Genomic DNA, 17,691 nt, shown 5'->3' on the forward strand with positions numbered 1-17,691 from the left:
CGGTCAGGGCATGCTGCCTTTGGGTCCGAAGCGCAGCACGCCGTCGGCCAGTCGGCCATAACGGATGGAGAGCAGGTCTTTGAGGTAGTTCTGGTACACCTGCCACGGGCGGCGAGAACCCTGCTGGGGAAGCACCTGTTGGGCGCGCTGGACGTAGCCGGACGTAAAATCCAGAAAGGGCACCGGCTGCACATCGGCCTCGCGCCGAGGCACCACAATGGCGTGGCCCCGGCGGTCCATGTAACGCAGCAGCCGACAGACGTAATTGGCCGTCAGGTCCGTTTTCAGCGTCCAGGAAGCGTTGGTATAGCCGAAGGCGATGGCAAAGTTCGGTACATCGCTCATCATCATGCCTTTGTACACCATCCCTTCATTCGGCGGGCAAACCTTTCCGTCCACCGTCAGCTGCATGCCGCCGAACAATTTGATGGTCAGGCCCGTAGCCATCACAACCACATCCGCCGGGAGTTCTTGGCCCGATTTAAGCCGCAGCCCGTCGGGGGTAAAACGGTCGATTTCGTCGGTCACCACCGACGCTTTTCCTGCCCGGATGGCAACGAACAGGTCGCCGTCGGGCACCAGACAAACGCGCTGGTCCCAGGGATTGTAGCGCGGGGTGAAATGGGTCGCCACGTCGTAGTCCGGCCCGAGCGCCTCGGTCACCAACCCGACGATCTGTTTTTTGGCCATCTGGGGACGGGCGCGGGCCACCCAGTACAAAAAAATCCGTTGCAGAACGTTCTTCCAGCGGATCAGGTCGTAGGCCACTCGCTCGGGCAGGTGTCGGCGCAGGCGCAGGGCCACCGCATCCTGTCCGGGCAGCGACACCACGTAGGTCGGCGAGCGTTGCAGCATGGTCACATGCGCGGCCGAACGCGCCAGGGCAGGCACTAACGTCATGGCGGTAGCTCCGCTGCCGACCACCACGACCCGTTTCCCCGCATAGTCCAGTTCGTGGGGCCAGAACTGGGGCAGAATGATTGGTCCCCCAAACTCACTTTCCCCGGCAAATTGGGGGCGATAGGCCTCTTCGTAGCTGTAATACCCGCTGCACATGTACAGAAACCGGGTGCGCACCGCTATCTGCGTATCCGTCGCGCCGTGCCGGATTTCCACCGTCCAGCAGGCATCCCCGCTCGACCAGGCCGCCCCGACGACCTTGTGGCCGAAATAAATATGCTGATCGATCCCGTTTTCCCGCGCTGTTTCCTCGATGTGCTGCCGGATGGAGGCTCCGTCGGCAATGGCCTGGGGATTGGCCCAGGGCTTGAAGGCATAGCCGAGCGTGTACATATCCGAATCGGAGCGGATGCCGGGGTAGCGGAACAGATCCCAGGTTCCGCCCAGGGCATCCCGCCCTTCAAAGATAGCATAGCGTTTGTCGGGGCAGTGTTTTTGCAGCCAGTAAGCCGTGCCGATGCCCGACAGACCGGCCCCGACTATTAACACATCAAGTAATTCAGGGCGGGAATAGGCAGTAGTAGGCATGAAGCAAATTAATCGACCTGATAACGAGCAGAAAATTGTCTTTGTTATTCCAACTGGATTTTGCCCGAGGCCAACTCCGTTTCAAAGCGGCCCGTCCGGCGGCAGCCAGCCCCGAACCGCTTTCACTTCGGCCCGGTCGGACCTGCCGGCGTCGGCGAGGCGGACCAGAAGCCGGGCGTAATGCGTCGCTTTGGGGTCGTCGCCCGCCTGTTTGGCGGCCATGCTGGCTCCATACAGCCCGTTGAACCGGTTAGGCTGATTTTGGAGATCGGCTTCGTACGCCCTGAGGGCCTCCCGGGGCTTGTTCATCTCCAGCAGCATATCGCCCAGAAGTTCCCGGGCCGGAAGGAGTTCGCCGGGAGTCACGGGATGCTTCGCCGTTTTGTCTTCCAGGTTGGCCGCGGCCTGCATCTGCCGCAAAGCCTGCCCGGATTTGCCTTCTTTATGCAGAATCCACGCTTCGCCCGACAGAATCTGAATCTGGATCTGGTTGGCCTTATAATCATCCTTCTGTCCCAAAAGCGTCTGCCGGAGCCGGTACAGGGTTTTCAGTTCTGCCCGGGCCGAATCCAGCCGGTCGGTATGCACCCATCCCAGCAGGCGGGTGTAATGAATCAGGGCGTTCTGCCACGGAAAGTCGTTCCAGGAAAAATTGGCGGAAGGCACTTTCAACCGGGCGGCTTCCGGCCACAACCTGTTTTCCAGGACGTACCGGCCCGGAATCGCCGCAAACGCATAGGCCACCTTGAAGCTCGCCGGATGGACTTCGCGGATCGTTTGCAAGTACGCCCATTGCTTTCGGGCCTGCGCATTGTCGCCCCGCTGGAGGTGGGCGTACATCAGGTAATCCAGTCCGTGCAGCTCTTCGTCCCAATGCCCCCGTATGCCGGTAGACTGGGCATAACAGCGGGCCGCCGATACCGATTCCTGATTCGATGCAATGCATTCTGTCCAGAGACCGAGCCGGACAAAAATGTGCGAAGGCATGTGCAGGGCGTGGGCCGACGAAGGGGCCAGGGACGCGTACCGCCGGGCGGCGGGCAGGGCCAGCGGAGCCAGCTGCGGGGAATCAAAGGCGTGAATGAGGTAGTGCACGATGCCCGGATGATCCGGCTGGCGCTGGTAAAGGCCGTTGAGCAGCGCCCCGGCTTTTTTCTGGCGGGCCAATGTTTTGTCGGCCGGGTCGGCCGTGGCGACCAGCGCCAGCGCGTAGAACACAACGGCTTCGTGGTCCGCCGGATGCTGCCGGTGAATCTGCTCCATCGCAGTTTCGAAGCGGCGGCTCCGCGTCCGGTGATCGACCGTTGGGTAGTCCTGGTAGAACCGGGCAATGGCGTCGATATAGGCGGATTCCGGGGCCGCTTGGTCCGCCAGTTTCTGGGCCAGGGTCACGGCTTTGGTGCCTTTTTCCAGTTCAGCGGGCGTCGGCGGAGCCCATAGCGGGTGGTAATTACACATCGCAACGCCCCAGTAGGCCATCGCAAAATCCGGCGATTTGTCGATGATTCCGGCGAAGACCTTTTCGGCCTCGTCGTACTCGAACGAGTGCAGGAGCGCCATGGCCAGATTGAAGTCCTCCCGGGTCTTACCGGGAGCCGAAACGGCAAATCGAACCGAACCGAATTGGGGCTGCTGGGTTCCGCAAATGACGACTTCGCCCCGTTTGAGGTTTATGGCCTCGATGGCGTCGTGGGTCGGCGCGTCGTTTTTCTTCTGGCAGGACAGGAGCACCAGCAGGCAAAAGCCCGCCAGCAGGGTCCGCTTAGGTTCCGGTTTTTTCATACGTCTTGTACCCTTCTAAAAAGCAACCCCGAAAGCGGGCGCACAAACCTTTGATCTTTAGAAAGGTACACCTTACTACCCAATAATGTCCTGTCCGCCTGGACCACGAATCCAGCCTTTTAGTATACGGTGATGCCGGTGCAATTAACGAGCGTTGTCTTCCTGACAGACCGGCCAAAGCGCCGCGAAGCCGCGGGCGGAGACCGTGGCCCCCACCCGCGGCTTCGCGGCAATCCGGTTACGGCCGGTTAGTTATTGATATACCGTTCAAAAATGGCCGAGAAATCCTTCTGGTTGTAGCTGTTGTACGATTCCTTGCTCCAGTTGAAGATGTAGTCGTTCAGTTTTTCCAGTTCCTCCGCTTTCGAAACGGCCTCCTGCCGGCCGGAGGTGACGATGGCCGCCGCCTGCGCCAGGCTATTCTGCGTAAAGCTCAGGTAAGTCTGGTTGCTGTACACCTGCTCCGAGATCGCCAGAATGGCCTTGTAGAGGTCCCGAAGCCGGTCGATCTGGCCCTTGTCGACGCTGATGTTGAAATGCTGCTGCCCAATGTTGAAAATAATCTCGACGTCCAGATCGATCGTGCCCGCCGTCTGGAGCGACACATTGGCGAACGGATTTTTGTAATACTCGTAACGGCGCAGCGTCCGCTTTTTGTCCAGCGCGCTGGCTCCGTCGACGTGGATCAGGGCGCGGTTGGTGAAACAGTATTCGTCCCTTTTGGATTTGATGAGGAAGAAAATCTTCTCGTTGTCTTCGTGCAGGATGTAATCGTCGGAGTCAACTTTGTCATAATCACGGGGTGCGATGATTTTACCGATATCGCTCAGTCCTAGCGCCTCGGTCGCTAATTTCTTAAACATGCCGTTTTAAAAGGTTTACGTTTAGTTATTCCGTCAAATCTAACAAAATTGTTTTTCCCTGCACACCCCTCGCGGTCCGCTCGTGAACTGCTCTCAAACATCCTCCGCCTTGCCCGGTTGACCAGCTAGCATTTCGATTACGCAACGAACTATGAAAAACTTAAGCTGGAACGCTAGCCTGCTGCTGACGGGTCTGTGTCTGTTCCTTTCATCCTGTTCCACTTCCCGGCTCAGCCGCTCCGACCAGCGCAAAACGGCGGGTAAAACGTTTGTCATCGTCGGGGCGTCGAGCGGCTTCGGCCGGGGCGTGGCCGAGCAACTGGGCGGGTATAAAGCCAACGTCGTGCTAGCCGCCCGGCGGACGGACCTGCTGGAAGAAATCGCCCGAAACATCAGGGCGGCGGGCGGAAACGCGCTGGTGGTACCGCTGGATATCAGCAAACCGGAGGATGTCCAGCGGCTGGCCACCGAGACCCTCCGGCAGTTCGGCGACATCGACGTCTGGGTCAACATGGCGGGCGTCGGAGCCATCGGCCGGTTCTGGGAGATTCCGGTGGAAGACCAGGCGCGGATTGTGGACGTGAACCTGAAAGGCGTGATTTACGGCAGTCACGCGGCGATCCGGCAGTTCCGGACGCAGGGCTACGGCACGCTGATCAACATGGGTTCGGTCGAGAGCTTCAGTCCGCTGGCCTACCACGCCTCCTACGCCGCCACCAAAGCGGGCCTGCTCAACCTGACGCAGGCCCTCAACCACGAGCTGCGCCTCGACGGCAAGGGCAACATCCGGGTCATCAACGTCGAACCCTGGGCGGTCGACACGCCGTTCTGGCGCCACGCGGCCAACTACAGCGGCCGCGAGGGGCGCATGGCGGCCATGGACCCGCCGCAGAAGGTAGTGAACGCCGTGATCCGGGCGTCGCTGCACGGCCGGCACGAGATGCCCGTCGGCTGGAAGGCGACCGGGGCGTGGTTTTCGCACCGGATTTTCCCGCGTCTGACGGAGCGCATTTCGGCCAACCTCGTGCACCGCTACCAGATGCGCAACGCGCCGCCGCTATCCCCCACGTCCGGCTCGGCCTTCCAGCCCATGCCCGAAGGCCGCGGGGTAGACGACGGGGTCAAAAAGAAAATGAAAGAAGAACGCCGGGCACGGAAACAGGAAAACAAAACTCCTTAAACGCCAAACTGCCGCAGATGGTGGTCCATGTGCATCCAGGCGGCCAGGCCCCACTGCCGGGTGTTGAGGGTACCAAAAGCCGGATGCGTGAGGGCAATGGGTTGCTGATGCCTTCCGAACGTTTCTATAACGTTGATAAACCGCTTTTTCTGCGCTTCAAATTCAGCCTCCGAAACGAGGCCTTTGGTGTCGTTGCGGTGATGCGTTTTGAGATTTTTGGGAAACTGCGGCACTACGTTGAAAGACAGAAACCGAATGACTCGCTGCTTCAGGGTGGTTGGCGCGAAAGGCATGTCCCCTTCCAGAATCTGGGTCATACAAAGGTTACAGTGAAGCAGCATTTCCGAGGCGTTCATTCGGCCCCAGTGCGGTGCATTAGTCACCTTCAGGTTTTTGACGCGGGCAACAATTTCCTCTGCCGCCGGGAGGTCTAACAGGTTTTTTTTTGACTGTTTCATCGTATCTGTTGGGTTAGTCGGTTGCTTCGAACCGGAAATGAATACGACAAAACTAGGCCAACCCTTGGCAAATGTCTACCCAAGTTTGCCGAAGCAGCAAAATCGCGGGAAGAAGGAGAATGTGGGAGGCATGAAGTAGAAACGGTGGGGCCGTTACAGCCCGGTGTTTTAGCAAGGGCCCTCCCGCTGAGGCAGCGGGAGGAAAAAACGATTCAAGACTGGGACTCCACGTATTTTTTAAAATTATCCAGAATCGCCTGCCAACCCGTCTGCTGCATTTCCACGGGGTGCGAGCTGTCGGCCTCAAAAGCTTCCGTCACCCGCGTCGTTTCGCCTTCGCCTGCAAAGGTCACGGTCACTCTCCGGTCGTCCTCCAGGATATAGACCAGCGATTCCTGCGGCCGAACGGCCTCGTACGTTCCGACGAAATCGAAGGCGACGCTGCCGTCCTTGGCCTCCATCCGGTAGATGAACTTGCCGCCTTCCCGAAGGTCGTTTTCGGCTCTGGGCGTATGCCAGTCGTCCGAGGCGTGGTTCCAGTTGACAATATGCTCGGGGGAAGTCCACCGTTCCCAGACTTTTTCAACAGGGGCCTGAATGGTCACCTCGACCGATACGGTTTCTTTGGCTGGTGTGTTCATGGGTTGAATGATTGATTGGTTGAATGATTGATTGGTTGAATGACTGATTGAGGGAATGACTGATTGAGGGAATGACTGAATGACTGAGTTACTATCGTCTTGATTAACGGAATGCTATACAATTGGATTAGACTAAGTGGCGGATGATTCGATAAGCCCCCGCAATCAGTCATTCAGTCATTCAACTAATCAATCATTCAATCATTCCCTTCAACGGAGGTGTTTTTTCAGAAACTCCAGCGTCCGGCCCCAGGCGGAGTCTAGAAGCTACTGGCAGCGGGCGGAAAAGCTTTTCGCCGAACGACTGACTGTTCGACAGGCTTAGCCTTTGTCTACCAACTATTTAATCCGTAACTATGAGATACTTTTCTTAATTTATGCCCGTTACAGCCGGTCCTGCTTATGATTCGATGGCTACTTCTAATGATGCTTTTTGGGTTTGCAGGCATTGTCAACGGACAAAGCGTCCTGACCGACAGTCTGCGGCAGGTGTTGACCAGCCTGCCCCCATCGGGTAGTTCAGTTAAGGATGACACGCTACGCGTTTCGGTTCTGTGCGAGCTGGGCAAGCTGCAGGCCAAAGACGACACGGCTATCCGACTTTTTCAGCAAGCCCTGACCCTTTCGCAAAAGCGGAACTGGGAGCGGGGTCAGATGTGGGCCACGTGCTGGCTGGGGTTTTACAAAGCCAGACGAGGCGCCTATTATCAGGCCATGGCTTTTTTGTTCGACGCGCTCCGGCTGGCCGAAAAGCTCAGGGACGGTCGGTACATGGGACTTTCCATGCGCTATCTGGGAGACCGTTATCATCATTTTGAAGACTACCCCAAAGCCCTTTACTATTATCAGAAAGCCCGCCCTTTCCTGAAACAGGCCGGCGAGCAGCGCATTTACCTGGTTTGCCTCAACAACATAGGGCTAAGTTATTTTCAGCAGCGAAACTACGCGGTAGCCATTCGTTTCTTCAATCAGTGCCTTTTGGAAAACAAACCCCCGGCCTACTTTGAGGATGTAGCCGGTTACTGCTTTCTGAATCTGAGCGCCAGCTACCGGGAAACAGAAGATTACACGAAAGCGATTCTGTACCTTAACCGGTTTGAAAAGCTTCGCCAGAAACATCCGGATGACATCGCCTGGTCCCGGAATGAAATGGCAACGGTGCTGATGCGCCAGGCCAACTTCCGGGCGGCGCTCCGGTATGCCCAGGAGGCCTATGCGCTGCGGCAGAGTGCGCTCCGGGTCACAAAAATGAAGATAACCAACAACCTCTGGCAGATCTACCAGGAGCTCGGAGCGTATCGGCAGTCCCTGTACTATTATCAGGAATACGAAAAGCTCCAGGAACAGGATGTCAGGGATATGCAGAAAAAGCAGATTGATGCCCTTCGGGTTCGGTATGAGAATGAGCGACACAAGGCTTACATCACCTTGCAGCGCAGCGTTATCCGGCAGAAAGAACTTCAACGCAACGGGCTGGCCACCGGCCTGGCCCTCGTTTTGCTGCTGACGTTCACCCTCTATTATACCAACTGGCTGCTTAAACGAAAGAAAAAGCAGGTTGAAGAACAGAAACTGGACCTGGAAGTGATGCAGCAGGCACTGGCCTCCTCCAACGAAAGCCTGTCTGAACTGAACCAGACCCTGGAAGAACGGGTCAGGCAGCGCACCCGGGAGCTTACCCGTGCCAATGAAGAACTGATCCGGAAAAATCGGGAGATCAGCGAAGCGTTCTACCGGGGTCAGTCGCAGGAACGGAGACGGGTAGCGTCGGAACTGCACGATACGCTCGGCGGCACACTGGCCGCCCTGAAATGGCAGTTGGAGTCGATCGACTCCGAACACCTGAGTCCGCCCGAACAGCGCGTCTACGGCAACCTGCTCGCCAACCTGGAAAGCGCCTACACGGAAGTGCGGCTCATCTCGCACAACATGATGCCCGAAGAACTGGAAAAGGCGGGCCTGGCCGGAGCCCTGCAGAAGCTCGTTGACGACCTGAACCGTACCCGCCGCCTTTCCTTTGTCTTTCTTACCAACTGCGAAGACGAACGGTTTGAGCGCAGCATCGAGATTGAGTTGTACAGCATTGGACTCGAACTGGTCAACAACGTCCTGAAACACGCCCGGGCCACCGAAGCGGTTCTCAAATTGCACCGGTTACCCGTGGCCCTCACGCTGGAAATCAGTGACAATGGCGTGGGCATGCCCAGCCGGGAGCCTTCGCATCGCGGGATGGGCATGAACAACATAAAATCCCGGGTCGAACGGATTCATGGCCGACTGGATACCCAGACCGAAGCGGGACAGGGCACCCGTCTGGCGATCACGGTTCCGCTCTTCACGCCCATTCCACTGAATGCCAATTCATCCCCCTGAATTTTTACCGGCGGCGTTCAGTAGAAACAACCCGATTCCGGCCAGGCCAAATTTCAGATTGGGGCAGAAATAATCACTTCCGTCATAGTCGTTGGGAATGGGTCGGTCCGGGTCTACGTACCGCCTGATCAGTTCCTCGGCCAACCCGGCCGCCGGACTCTGGTTGTCTTTCAGGAGGCGGCGGACCCGTTCGGTCAGCAAGTCGAATTCATCCTTCGTCAATGTTTCCTCGACGGATGGGGCGTTTAACTTCAGGCCATCCAGCACCAGCTCCACATTCTGGCAGGGGTATAAAGCCGTGAGTTGATTCAGAAAAAGATAGACGCCCTCAAGACCCTCGCCCCGCGAGCCGTCCAGCAGCCGGTAAACCACCTGCTCGTTTTCAGGCTTTTGATAAGACAGCCAGTTACACTGCCCGTTGTTCAGCCAAATGACCTCCCGGCATATAGCCCGGGCAATAACTAGGGCGGCGGAGACAAAGTTGTTGGGGGTACGCTTCCGGTCCTCGCTCGCCCGCTCGTCCTTCAGGCCCGTACCCCACCCCGCATACATCCCGAAAGCGCTCGGAACGAAATCAACCGCGTAAAAATCAGGGGACGATCCCGGGTTGAGGTGCAGGGTATCCAGCGTTAAATGCTGATTTTTCAGGTACGCTATCGCTTTATCGACCGGATGGTCGGCCCCTTTCGCGTCCACAATCGCCTCGGCCAGTAGTTTCGACCGGTTCATTCCAAAACTCAGGACTCCAGGCGGCGTTTCGGCGAAGCCGATTCCCGTGCCCAGTCTGAAGACAAACAAAGGCAGGTCGTCGCGGTACTGAACGTGGCTGGTACTAGCCGCAATGTCCAGGAGCAGTCGGGCGGCGACCCGGAAATGGCGCCTTTCGATGTAAAGAATAATTCCGTCGGCGCGCAGCATATCCGCCGCCGAAGCCTGGAATTTGGCCGAAAAGGGCACCTGCTGTCGGTCGAAGGTTTCCTGTATCTTCCGAAGCAGCACCATAAATCCATCGTCCAGCGCATCGGCTTCGGACGGCAGGTCCAGACTGATGTAGAAACGCACCCCGCCGGGATAAGCATCATCAACGGACCACCGGCCATACAACCATTTGTAGCGGGATTTTCCAAACGAATTGCTGGGATGAAACAGCGTCAGAAAATGTTTCTGTTCCTGCTCGCTGAAACCGCTTTCGACAAACTCCTCGGGCCGGACAAACCGGGCTTCACTGCCTTTGATGGCCGTAAAAAAACCGGCCTGGTGCCGTACGTTTCTCGGATTGGTCAGGTATTTCCAGAACGGATCAACATGAAAATTCTGAATGGGCGTCGTCGTGGTGATGCCAAAATCATCGAAGGTTAACTGATTGAACCCGGTCGCAAACGTAGTCCTTCGGCTGCCAAAATTCCGGCAGTAATAGGTATCATAAATCCAGAATTGCAGGTACTGGGTCACGTTGTCGGGGTCAAAGGCAACCGCCGACGAACGGTACAGGCGTTTCAGAATGCGCTCCGTATGCGACAGCCCGGCTTCGCTTCCCGTTGCCGCCGGCAGCATTCGGTCGGTAATGAGGTGCGTGTGCGGGTCGATGGTCAGGCTTTCGACAAGGTTCTGCAAGTCCTCCTGATTTCTTTTACTCTGACTAAACATGGCGGGATGTCAGGGAATAATTTTGGCTAAAATATCAATGGGCCGGTTCAGGTATTCAATCCCCAGAGTCAGGAGTTCCAGCGACACCTCGGCTTCGTTCCTGAATGGTTCATCAGGCACTCTGGAGGCCAGGGAATAAAATTGTTGAATCAGTTGGACGCCTGCATGCTGAATCACAAGGAGCAGCCATTTACTCTTCAATGGGTCGGCCGGATGGGTCAGCAGATAGCCTCTACCCAGCTGAAAAATGCTTTCATGAATCTCCTGTTGCGAAAAAAAACCGCTCATGCCAAGCGACAGCCGCAGGTAGGACGCGATTAAGGAAGCCACATCAAAAACCGGGTCGCCCTGCGCGGCGTACTCCCAGTCGGTCAGATAAAGAGTGATTTCGGGCGGCTCAGTGCCTGGCTTCTGCTGGACGAGAAAGTTGGCCAGCCGGGCGTCGGTATGAATAAGCTGTGAGGGCGTCCAGAGTTCCCGCAGTTGGTGCAGACTCGCCAGCGAATTGCTTTGTTCCAGCCGGTTGCCCAGAAAACTCAGCAACCGGTTGTCTGATTGTTTGAGGACGTTCAGGTGGCGCTCGTCGATGTCCAGCAACGGCGGCCGGAAGACAGGCCATTCGTTGGTCCTCATCGGGCCGCCGTTGGCCTCCAGACGCTGGTGAAACAAAGCCAGAACCTCACCCAGCCGTCTGGCCAGGGCCAGACGGGGCGGGGGCGAAGTCGTCACAAAATGAGGAAGCTGCCGGAGGTATTCCATCAGCGGGGTACTGTCGGGGATGTACTCGGTCAGCAGCACGTGATCCGTGGCGATATACGGGTCGCTGTTGTTGCGGGGAATCGGGTACGGCCGCGGAAGATGAGCCGCCAGGTCGGGTAGCTCGCGGGCGCGCTGGTAGAATACCCCCTCCAACTGCAGCGTATCCGTCAGCTCGTCAATCTCCTCGCCCAGGGGAATGAGCCGGGCCTGTTTGACGAAGAACCCGGTTTCCTGCGCCCGCGTTACGATCAGGTGGGTATTGCGGGTAGAGCCATGCGGATTGTCGGCTACCGTGTACTGGCTTTGTGCCAGCCCGGTTTCGTCCAGCAGATCCCAGTCCCGCAGATAAGGCAAAACGCTATGACCGGTCAGTGCTTTCATGATTTCGGCAGAATAAACGACCGCCGGTCGTGGTCCGTGGAGGACTCTTTTCCATTAACACTCATTTGGAGCGTCCTTTCGATATCGGAAAAAGCGGCCTCCTTCCAGTTGTTTTCCTGCTCACTCCAGTAGATGAACGGTTTGTCTTTGACAAAATAATTTTCCGTATGGCTATCCGGCCTTCCGGATGCACCCGAACCGGTATCCGCGGGTACGGGACAATGAATAACCCGATCCGGATTCCATTCGACAAAAGCTTCTTTTCGCTCGAAAAAGGGCTTGAGGGGGTCCATGCCGGTAGGTGGCGTCACCTCGTAGATGTAAAACAGCGTTTTGTATACTGTGTCTGGTTTGATGACACTTCCGGCAGGGTTACAACCATCTATTTTCTGACCCGCCCGAAAACAAGGCTTCAGTTTGGAATGCGCCACGTAACAGCGCAGAATGATGAACTTCCCGTTTAGGGCATCAAATTCAGCCTGCGTCATTGCTGGCAGGTTGTCTGTGGCGGCGCGAGCCCGGGCGTTGTTAATATCCTGGAGAGATGGGAAGGGTTGGTCAGGCATGGCTTTGGGTGACGTTAGATTAGGATAGGGTCTGTCTAGAAAACCTTCCCCTAAGTACCTGCCTTTGCTCTGGCGCTACAACCGGAAATTTCCCCTTTATAAAAAGAAAATTCCCTTCTCCTGCCGACAGGGACAAGAGAAGGGAATCCTGAGTGAGCGGTCTATCGAATGGCCAGCTCTCACCGGCAACGGCCAGTTACCCCAGCCGCTTTCGCAGAAACTCCAGCGTCCGGCCCCAGGCGAGTTTGGCGGCGGCTTCGTTGTAACGCGTGGGGGCCGTGTCGTTGTGGAAAGCATGCTGCGCGCCTTCGTAGACGTATAGTTCGTACGGGACATTAGCTTTTTTCAGGGCTTCCTCGTAGGCCGGAATGCCCGCGTTGACCCGTTCGTCCATGCCGCCGTAATGCAGCTGCACGGCTCCTTTGATTTTGGCAACATCCGCCGCTTCGGGCTGGCGACCGTAAAAGGCCACCGCCGCCTTCATGTCCGGCGAGTGCACCGCCAGTTGGTTTGCCATGGCCCCGCCCCAGCAGAAACCAACGCTGCCGACCTTCCCGTTGCTTTCGGAATGGGCTTTCAGAAAGTCCACCGCCTTGACGAAGCTGCCCCGGGTTTTGGCCGCATCCAGCTTACCGAACTGCTCCCGCACGTCGGCATCGCCCGAGGGAGTGCCGCCAAACGGCGACAGCGCGTCCGGAGCCAGCGCCACAAAGCCCGCCAGCGCCAGCCGCCGGGTGACGTCTTCGATATGCGGATTCAGGCCCCGGTTCTCGTGAATAACGACGACGGCCGGGTATTTTCCTTTGTTTTTGGGCATGGCCAGATACCCCTTCATTTTTCCCTCCTCGCCCGGATACTCGATGCGCTCGGTCCGCAGGCGATCGTCCTGGCCGGATACCGTTTCGGCTTTGGCATAATTCACTTCCAGCAGGGGCAGCACCGCCAGCGCCGCCGCCGTACTGCCGGTCAGCCGCGCCAGCCGCTTCAGAAATTCTTCGCGCTTCAGCGGTTTGTGGGTGTACTCGTCGTAGAGGTTTATAATGTCCTGGTTCATGGGAAAATGGTTGAAGGGTGAACGAACAATAATAGACTATTTACGGCACATTAAGTCCTGCAAAATCAGGGAAAGCTCTGGCAATTCGGCTTCGCGCCGTAAGCAGCCCGACTGAACCGAAAAGTGACAAGGCCAAATCCTAACCGACCCTCTCCAGGCCGTCCGTCCGAAACGCTTTCCTTGCTGGAAATTCTTCGGGCCAGGTCAGGCGGGAAACCGCCTGTAAAGCCTTTTTCTGTGAGCCGCACCGGCATGACTTCAATTTTATCGGCAAAAAATACCATAACCTAAAGTCCTCCGAAATACTTGTATTGACAAGGTTTGCAACCGATTCATTTACTCAATTTTATGAAAAAAGACGAAATCAACCTTTCGGACTGGCACCGGATTCTGTTTGGGGAGGCTCCGGCGGCCTTTATGCTGGAGGTCCTGATCCGGACCGTTTTGATTTATATCGTCCTTCTGGTGATTGTGCGGCTGCTCGGCAAACGCATGAGCGGCCAGCTAACCCAGACCGAAATGGCCGTGATGGTCACGCTCGGGGCCATTGTCTCCCCGGCCATGCAGCTCCCCGATCGGGGCGTGCTGGCCAGTATTCTGACGCTGGGGCTGATCCTGGTGCTGTTTCGCTACGTCAATCTGCTGGGCGTCCGGCGTCCGGAAGTGGAGCAGTTGACCCACGGCATGGAAAGCCTGCTCGTCAAGGACGGCGTCCTTCAGCTGGATGAGCTCCGGCGAGCCCGCGTTTCGCACCAGCAGGTTCTTTCGGCCCTGCGCAACAAAACCGTTTACAACCTCGGCCAGGTAAGCCGCGTGTACCTGGAACCCTCCGGCGATTTCAGCATTTACACCACGGACGAAAAAAAGCCCGGTCTGTCGACCCTCCCGCAAACCGACCAGGAGGTGCACCGCATTCAGGAACGGGTTGAGGGAAAAATGTCGTGCTGCAATTGCGGGACGACGATTTCGGGTCAGGACAAAAAGGTGCCCTGCCCCAATTGCCACCAGCAGAACTGGGATGGAGCTTACCTGTAATCGAGCCGTATGAAAAAGGAGGAAATCAAATTTGGAGACTGGCAGCGGATGCTGATCGGGGAAGTGCCCGCCGAGTTTTATTTTGAATTGCTGATTCGGGTGGGGTTCATCTACCTGGTGCTGCTGGTCGCCATGCGGCTGATGGGCCAGCGGATGGCCGGACAGATGAGCCGGAATGATCTGGCGGCGCTGGTTTCGCTGGCCGCCGCCATCGGGGTGCCCATTCTGGACGTTCAGCGGGGGGTGCTGCCGGTCTGTATCATCGCCCTGGTCGTGGTTCTGGGGCAGCGGTACATTTCGGGCCGGGCCGCCAAAGACGAAAAATTTGAAGCGCAGACGCAGGACAAACTGCACACGCTCGTCGAGAACGGGGCTATTCTCTGGCAGAATCTGGAAAAAACGACGGTTTCCCGGCAGCAGCTCATGGCCCAGCTCCGGAACGAAGGCCTTAGTCAGCTTGGCGAAGTGGAGCGCTTCTACATGGAGCCGAACGGTGTATTTACGCTCGTCACGCGAAAGCAGCCCCAACCGGGCATTTCCATTCTGCCCGAATGGGATGAAGCGTTTATGAACGAACGCCTGCAGCAGACCCCCACCCAGGTCTGCCACCACTGCGGAAGTCAGAAAACCTACGCCGCCGACCAGGCCGAAGAATGTGTCAACTGCGGGCAGCAGGAATGGGTGCCGGGTTTGATCAACAGGTAGGGCAACACCCCGGAATCTGCCCCGAAGCGGCAAAAGACAGCAGAATAGTTTTGATTTCCCCGGACCGCTTTTTTATTTAGAGCGGCTTTCTGCTTATTTTTCAGGGAATTCAGGTTGCTTTCCCTATTCTTGATCCGTCCGACACTTCCGAACCTATGCAGGCATCGTCTACCCTCCCAACGCCCGAACCCACCCTCGCCCAGCCGGCGCCCGTCAAACGTCTGCTTTCCCTGGACACCCTGCGGGGCTTCGACATGTTCTGGATTATCGGCGGGGAGGAAATCTTTCACGCACTGGCCAAAACGACCGGCTGGGCCGCCGCCCTGTTTCTCGCCGACCAGTTTACCCATCCGGACTGGCACGGCTTCCGGGCCTACGACCTGATTTTCCCCTTGTTCATTTTTATGGCGGGCGTTTCCACGCCTTTTTCGCTGGGCAGCCGGCTGGAAAAAGGAGCATCCCGGTCGGAGCTGGTGCGGAAGATCATCAGTCGCGGGCTGCTTCTGGTGCTGCTGGGAATCGTCTACAACAACGGCCTGTTGGTGAAGTCGCTGGCCGAAACCCGCTTTCCGAGTGTGCTGGGGCGTATCGGGCTGGCGGGCATGCTGGCGCAACTGATCTACGTCTACAGTGGCCGACGGACGCAATACGGCTGGTTTGCCGGAATTTTGCTGGCCTACTGGGCCGTGCTGATGCTGGTCCCGGTGCCCGGCTGCGGCGCGGGTCTGCTGACGATGGAATGCAATCCGGCCAGTTACCTCGATCGCCAGCTGCTGCCCGGCCACCTGCACAAAGTCATTCACGACCCGGAAGGCATTCTGTCCACGCTGCCGGCGGTCTGCAACGCGCTGCTGGGCATTTTTGCCGGAAACCTGCTTCGCACCAACGGCCACCTGCTCACCCAGAACGGAAAAGTCCTTCGGCTGGTGGTGGCCGGGCTGGGCTGTCTGCTCGCGGGCTGGCTCTGGAACTTCGTTTTTCCGGTCAACAAAAACCTGTGGACCAGCTCGTTCGTCCTCGTGACGGGCGGACTGAGCCTGCTGCTGCTGGCGCTGTTTTACTGGATCATCGACGTGAAGGGCTTTACCCGCTGGACCCTTCTGTTTACGGTCATCGGCATGAACTCCATCCTGATCTACCTGGCCGGTGAGGTGATCGACTTCGAGTACTCGGCGCGGTTCTTTTTCGGCGGCCTGCTGCATCTGTCGGATTCCCGGGCGGTTCAGGAAGTGGGCATGACCATCGGCCTGCTGGCGGTGGAGTGGGCGTTTCTGTATGTGCTCTACAAAAAGAAGGTGTTTCTGCGGGTTTGAAACTGTACCTGTTCGGCATGGACTTTACCGTTTATATTACCCTGCTGCCCATTGTCTTCATGATGCATGATTTTGAAGAGCTTATCTTTCTGAAGCCCTGGCTTGGCCGAAACCGGGAAATGCTTTACCAGCGTTTCCCGACATTAGCGCGGAAGATTCTGCCGCATCTGGACAGGCTGTCTACAAATGCCTTTGCGCTGGCCGTAGCGGAAGAGTTTATCCTCCTGAGTGTCATTACATACACGGCCGTCCTTTTCGAGTATTATTACGTCTGGTTTGCGGCGCTTGTGGCTTTTACGGTTCACCTGCTGGTACATATCGGGCAATGGCTGGTGCTGAGGAGGTACATTCCGGCCATTGTCACCTCGCTGCTATCGCTGCCTTACTGCCTCTACACCCTTTATCTGTTTTGCCGGGAAAGTCGGATTGGACCGGCGGAAGGGCTGCTGTGGTCGGCCGGTGGGCTCATCCTGATGGTGCTTAATCTGTTTCTGGCCCACCGGCTCGGCACTCGTCTGGATGCCTGGCTATCGGTCACCGCAGCGCCCCGGCCAGTTCCTGCCAGGAAATCAAACCAATCGCTACGATAGCGAGGACCAGCCCCGCGCGGTTGAGCAGCGATAATTTTTCCCGGAAAAACAAGGCCGCCACGCCCGCCGCCAGCACTATGACGCCGATGTTATAAAGCGGGTACACAAACGCGCCGTTGCCGCCAAAGGCCGACAGGGCCAGCAGCAGGGTGTAAAAACTGAGGTAGTTGGGCACGCCAAGCGTGAGCGCCCCGGCCAGATTGCGCGCTTCCAGCTTTTCCTTTCCCTGCAAAAGCCGGATCAGCAGCATCAGCAACCCCGCCGCAATGGCTCCCATGACCATCGTCAGCGTGACGCGGGCGGTCTGGTCGGGCGACGGAATAAAGTGGATGTTCATGTAGTTGATGAGCGTGTTGGTCAGGCCGTACATCAGAAACACCGCTACCGGCAGCAGCGCCGCCAGCCCCCGCGACCGAACGGCCCCGCTCTCTTCCTTTTTGAACGTGCTGAGTCCAACGGCCACCACGGCCAGCACCAGACCCAGATAGTTGAAGCCGTCAAAGGCCTTGCCGCCCGTTTTGAAGACAAACAGGCTGATGGTGACCGGAATGACCAGCGAGAGGTTGTTGGCCAGCGAGGTCGCCGTAATGCCCGTTCGCTGGGTGGAAGCGCCGGAAAGCAGAAACGTCAGGATGAAACCCACGCCCAGTCCCAGCGCCAGCCAGGTCCAGTCCTGCGAGAACTCCACGGCGAAGGACTGCCCGGCGGGCAGCAGCGCCAGTCCCGTCAGGAAGCAGACCGGATAATTGAAGACAATCGCCTGAAAGGTATTGACGCCGTAGCGCGGAAAAAGCCGGAAGTTCAGCAGCAGCAGCACCGACAGCCCGATGCTCAGAAGAAGATAAATCATGCGGCA

The 17,691-nt window shown here is 57.4% G+C and carries 16 protein-coding genes; 6 read left to right on the forward strand and 10 right to left on the reverse strand.

Annotation, left to right across the window (positions count from 1 at the left end):
• Window positions 1–3: 3 nt before the first annotated feature.
• From ORG26_RS02935 to ORG26_RS02945, 3 genes are all read right to left on the reverse strand, one after another.
• Window positions 4–1,488 (reverse strand): flavin-containing monooxygenase, encoded by a 1,485-nt coding sequence (locus ORG26_RS02935; RefSeq protein WP_266367027.1) that lies wholly within the window; start codon window positions 1,486–1,488, stop codon window positions 4–6.
• Window positions 1,489–1,569: 81 nt separating this feature from the next.
• Window positions 1,570–3,270: a tetratricopeptide repeat protein gene (locus tag ORG26_RS02940; protein ID WP_266367028.1), complete on the reverse strand. Its 1,701-nt coding sequence runs from the start codon at window positions 3,268–3,270 to the stop codon at window positions 1,570–1,572.
• A gap of 248 nt (window positions 3,271–3,518) precedes the next feature.
• Window positions 3,519–4,133: a PH domain-containing protein gene (locus ORG26_RS02945; RefSeq protein ID WP_266367029.1), complete on the reverse strand. Its 615-nt coding sequence runs from the start codon at window positions 4,131–4,133 to the stop codon at window positions 3,519–3,521.
• A 151-nt stretch (window positions 4,134–4,284) separates the two neighbouring features.
• Here ORG26_RS02945 and ORG26_RS02950 point away from each other — a divergent pair, with 151 nt between their 5' ends.
• Window positions 4,285–5,313, forward strand: coding sequence for an SDR family NAD(P)-dependent oxidoreductase (locus ORG26_RS02950; RefSeq protein WP_266367030.1), 1,029 nt, complete (start codon window positions 4,285–4,287; stop codon window positions 5,311–5,313).
• Here the strand turns inward: ORG26_RS02950 and ORG26_RS02955 are convergent.
• Window positions 5,310–5,771 (reverse strand): DUF1569 domain-containing protein, encoded by a 462-nt coding sequence (locus ORG26_RS02955; protein WP_266367031.1) that lies wholly within the window; start codon window positions 5,769–5,771, stop codon window positions 5,310–5,312. The genes ORG26_RS02950 and ORG26_RS02955 overlap by 4 nt on opposite strands.
• A 212-nt stretch (window positions 5,772–5,983) precedes the next feature.
• A complete protein-coding gene (locus tag ORG26_RS02960; protein ID WP_266367032.1) occupies window positions 5,984–6,412 on the reverse strand; it encodes an SRPBCC family protein in 429 nt (142 codons plus the stop codon).
• Between the two features lie 402 nt (window positions 6,413–6,814).
• Here ORG26_RS02960 and ORG26_RS02965 point away from each other — a divergent pair, with 402 nt between their 5' ends.
• Window positions 6,815–8,785, forward strand: a complete 1,971-nt coding sequence (locus ORG26_RS02965) for a tetratricopeptide repeat-containing sensor histidine kinase (protein WP_266367033.1) — start codon at window positions 6,815–6,817, stop codon at window positions 8,783–8,785.
• On the opposite strand, the gene ORG26_RS02970 is transcribed toward ORG26_RS02965, so the two are convergent.
• From ORG26_RS02970 to ORG26_RS02985, 4 genes are all read right to left on the reverse strand, one after another.
• The gene (locus ORG26_RS02970; protein ID WP_266367034.1) at window positions 8,774–10,399 is read right to left on the reverse strand and encodes a T3SS effector HopA1 family protein; all 1,626 of its coding nucleotides are present in this window, start codon (window positions 10,397–10,399) and stop codon (window positions 8,774–8,776) included. The two genes, ORG26_RS02965 and ORG26_RS02970, sit on opposite strands and share 12 nt — an antisense overlap.
• Window positions 10,400–10,441: 42 nt before the next feature.
• Window positions 10,442–11,572 carry an aminoglycoside phosphotransferase family protein gene (locus tag ORG26_RS02975; protein ID WP_266367035.1) on the reverse strand — a complete coding sequence of 377 codons (1,131 nt, stop codon included), beginning with the start codon at window positions 11,570–11,572 and terminating at the stop codon, window positions 10,442–10,444.
• Window positions 11,569–12,138 carry a hypothetical protein gene (locus tag ORG26_RS02980; protein WP_266367036.1) on the reverse strand — a complete coding sequence of 190 codons (570 nt, stop codon included), beginning with the start codon at window positions 12,136–12,138 and terminating at the stop codon, window positions 11,569–11,571. The genes ORG26_RS02975 and ORG26_RS02980 overlap by 4 nt, the downstream gene beginning before the upstream one ends.
• Before the next feature lie 196 nt (window positions 12,139–12,334).
• Complete coding sequence (locus ORG26_RS02985) at window positions 12,335–13,192, reverse strand: dienelactone hydrolase family protein (protein ID WP_266367037.1); 858 nt, start codon at window positions 13,190–13,192, stop codon at window positions 12,335–12,337.
• 348 nt (window positions 13,193–13,540) lie between these two features.
• Here ORG26_RS02985 and ORG26_RS02990 point away from each other — a divergent pair, with 348 nt between their 5' ends.
• The 4 genes from ORG26_RS02990 (at window position 13,541) to ORG26_RS03005 (ending at window position 16,835) form a co-directional block, all read left to right on the forward strand.
• Window positions 13,541–14,227, forward strand: coding sequence for a DUF421 domain-containing protein (locus ORG26_RS02990; protein WP_266367038.1), 687 nt, complete (start codon window positions 13,541–13,543; stop codon window positions 14,225–14,227).
• Between the two features lie 9 nt (window positions 14,228–14,236).
• On the forward strand, window positions 14,237–14,932 hold the full coding sequence (locus ORG26_RS02995) for a DUF421 domain-containing protein (protein WP_266367039.1): 696 nt from the start codon (window positions 14,237–14,239) through the stop codon (window positions 14,930–14,932).
• A 155-nt stretch (window positions 14,933–15,087) separates the two neighbouring features.
• Window positions 15,088–16,245, forward strand: a complete 1,158-nt coding sequence (locus tag ORG26_RS03000; RefSeq protein WP_266367040.1) for an acyltransferase family protein — start codon at window positions 15,088–15,090, stop codon at window positions 16,243–16,245.
• Window positions 16,242–16,835, forward strand: a complete 594-nt coding sequence (locus ORG26_RS03005; protein WP_266367041.1) for an HXXEE domain-containing protein — start codon at window positions 16,242–16,244, stop codon at window positions 16,833–16,835. Before ORG26_RS03000 ends, ORG26_RS03005 begins: the two co-directional genes overlap by 4 nt.
• On the opposite strand, the gene ORG26_RS03010 is transcribed toward ORG26_RS03005, so the two are convergent.
• Entirely contained in the window at window positions 16,780–17,685 is a 906-nt protein-coding gene (locus tag ORG26_RS03010; RefSeq protein WP_266367042.1) for an EamA/RhaT family transporter, read from the reverse strand. The genes ORG26_RS03005 and ORG26_RS03010 overlap by 56 nt on opposite strands.
• Window positions 17,686–17,691: the final 6 nt, after the last annotated feature.

The organism is Tellurirhabdus rosea (assembly GCF_026278345.1).
GTDB classification, from domain to species: domain Bacteria; phylum Bacteroidota; class Bacteroidia; order Cytophagales; family Spirosomataceae; genus Tellurirhabdus; species Tellurirhabdus rosea.

Excerpts from the sequence above, each read along its gene's own strand:
- ORG26_RS02935 (WP_266367027.1), bottom strand. The coding sequence starts at position 1,488 with ATGCCTACTACTGCCTATTCCCGCCCTGAATTACTTGATGTGTTAATA.
- ORG26_RS02940 (WP_266367028.1), bottom strand. The coding sequence starts at position 3,270 with ATGAAAAAACCGGAACCTAAGCGGACCCTGCTGGCGGGCTTTTGCCTG.
- ORG26_RS02945 (WP_266367029.1), bottom strand. The coding sequence starts at position 4,133 with ATGTTTAAGAAATTAGCGACCGAGGCGCTAGGACTGAGCGATATCGGT.
- ORG26_RS02950 (WP_266367030.1), top strand. The coding sequence starts at position 4,285 with ATGAAAAACTTAAGCTGGAACGCTAGCCTGCTGCTGACGGGTCTGTGT.
- ORG26_RS02955 (WP_266367031.1), bottom strand. The coding sequence starts at position 5,771 with ATGAAACAGTCAAAAAAAAACCTGTTAGACCTCCCGGCGGCAGAGGAA.
- ORG26_RS02960 (WP_266367032.1), bottom strand. The coding sequence starts at position 6,412 with ATGAACACACCAGCCAAAGAAACCGTATCGGTCGAGGTGACCATTCAG.
- ORG26_RS02965 (WP_266367033.1), top strand. The coding sequence starts at position 6,815 with ATGATTCGATGGCTACTTCTAATGATGCTTTTTGGGTTTGCAGGCATT.
- ORG26_RS02975 (WP_266367035.1), bottom strand. The coding sequence starts at position 11,572 with ATGAAAGCACTGACCGGTCATAGCGTTTTGCCTTATCTGCGGGACTGG.
- ORG26_RS02980 (WP_266367036.1), bottom strand. The coding sequence starts at position 12,138 with ATGCCTGACCAACCCTTCCCATCTCTCCAGGATATTAACAACGCCCGG.
- ORG26_RS02985 (WP_266367037.1), bottom strand. The coding sequence starts at position 13,192 with ATGAACCAGGACATTATAAACCTCTACGACGAGTACACCCACAAACCG.
- ORG26_RS02990 (WP_266367038.1), top strand. The coding sequence starts at position 13,541 with ATGAAAAAAGACGAAATCAACCTTTCGGACTGGCACCGGATTCTGTTT.
- ORG26_RS02995 (WP_266367039.1), top strand. The coding sequence starts at position 14,237 with ATGAAAAAGGAGGAAATCAAATTTGGAGACTGGCAGCGGATGCTGATC.
- ORG26_RS03000 (WP_266367040.1), top strand. The coding sequence starts at position 15,088 with ATGCAGGCATCGTCTACCCTCCCAACGCCCGAACCCACCCTCGCCCAG.
- ORG26_RS03010 (WP_266367042.1), bottom strand. The coding sequence starts at position 17,685 with ATGATTTATCTTCTTCTGAGCATCGGGCTGTCGGTGCTGCTGCTGCTG.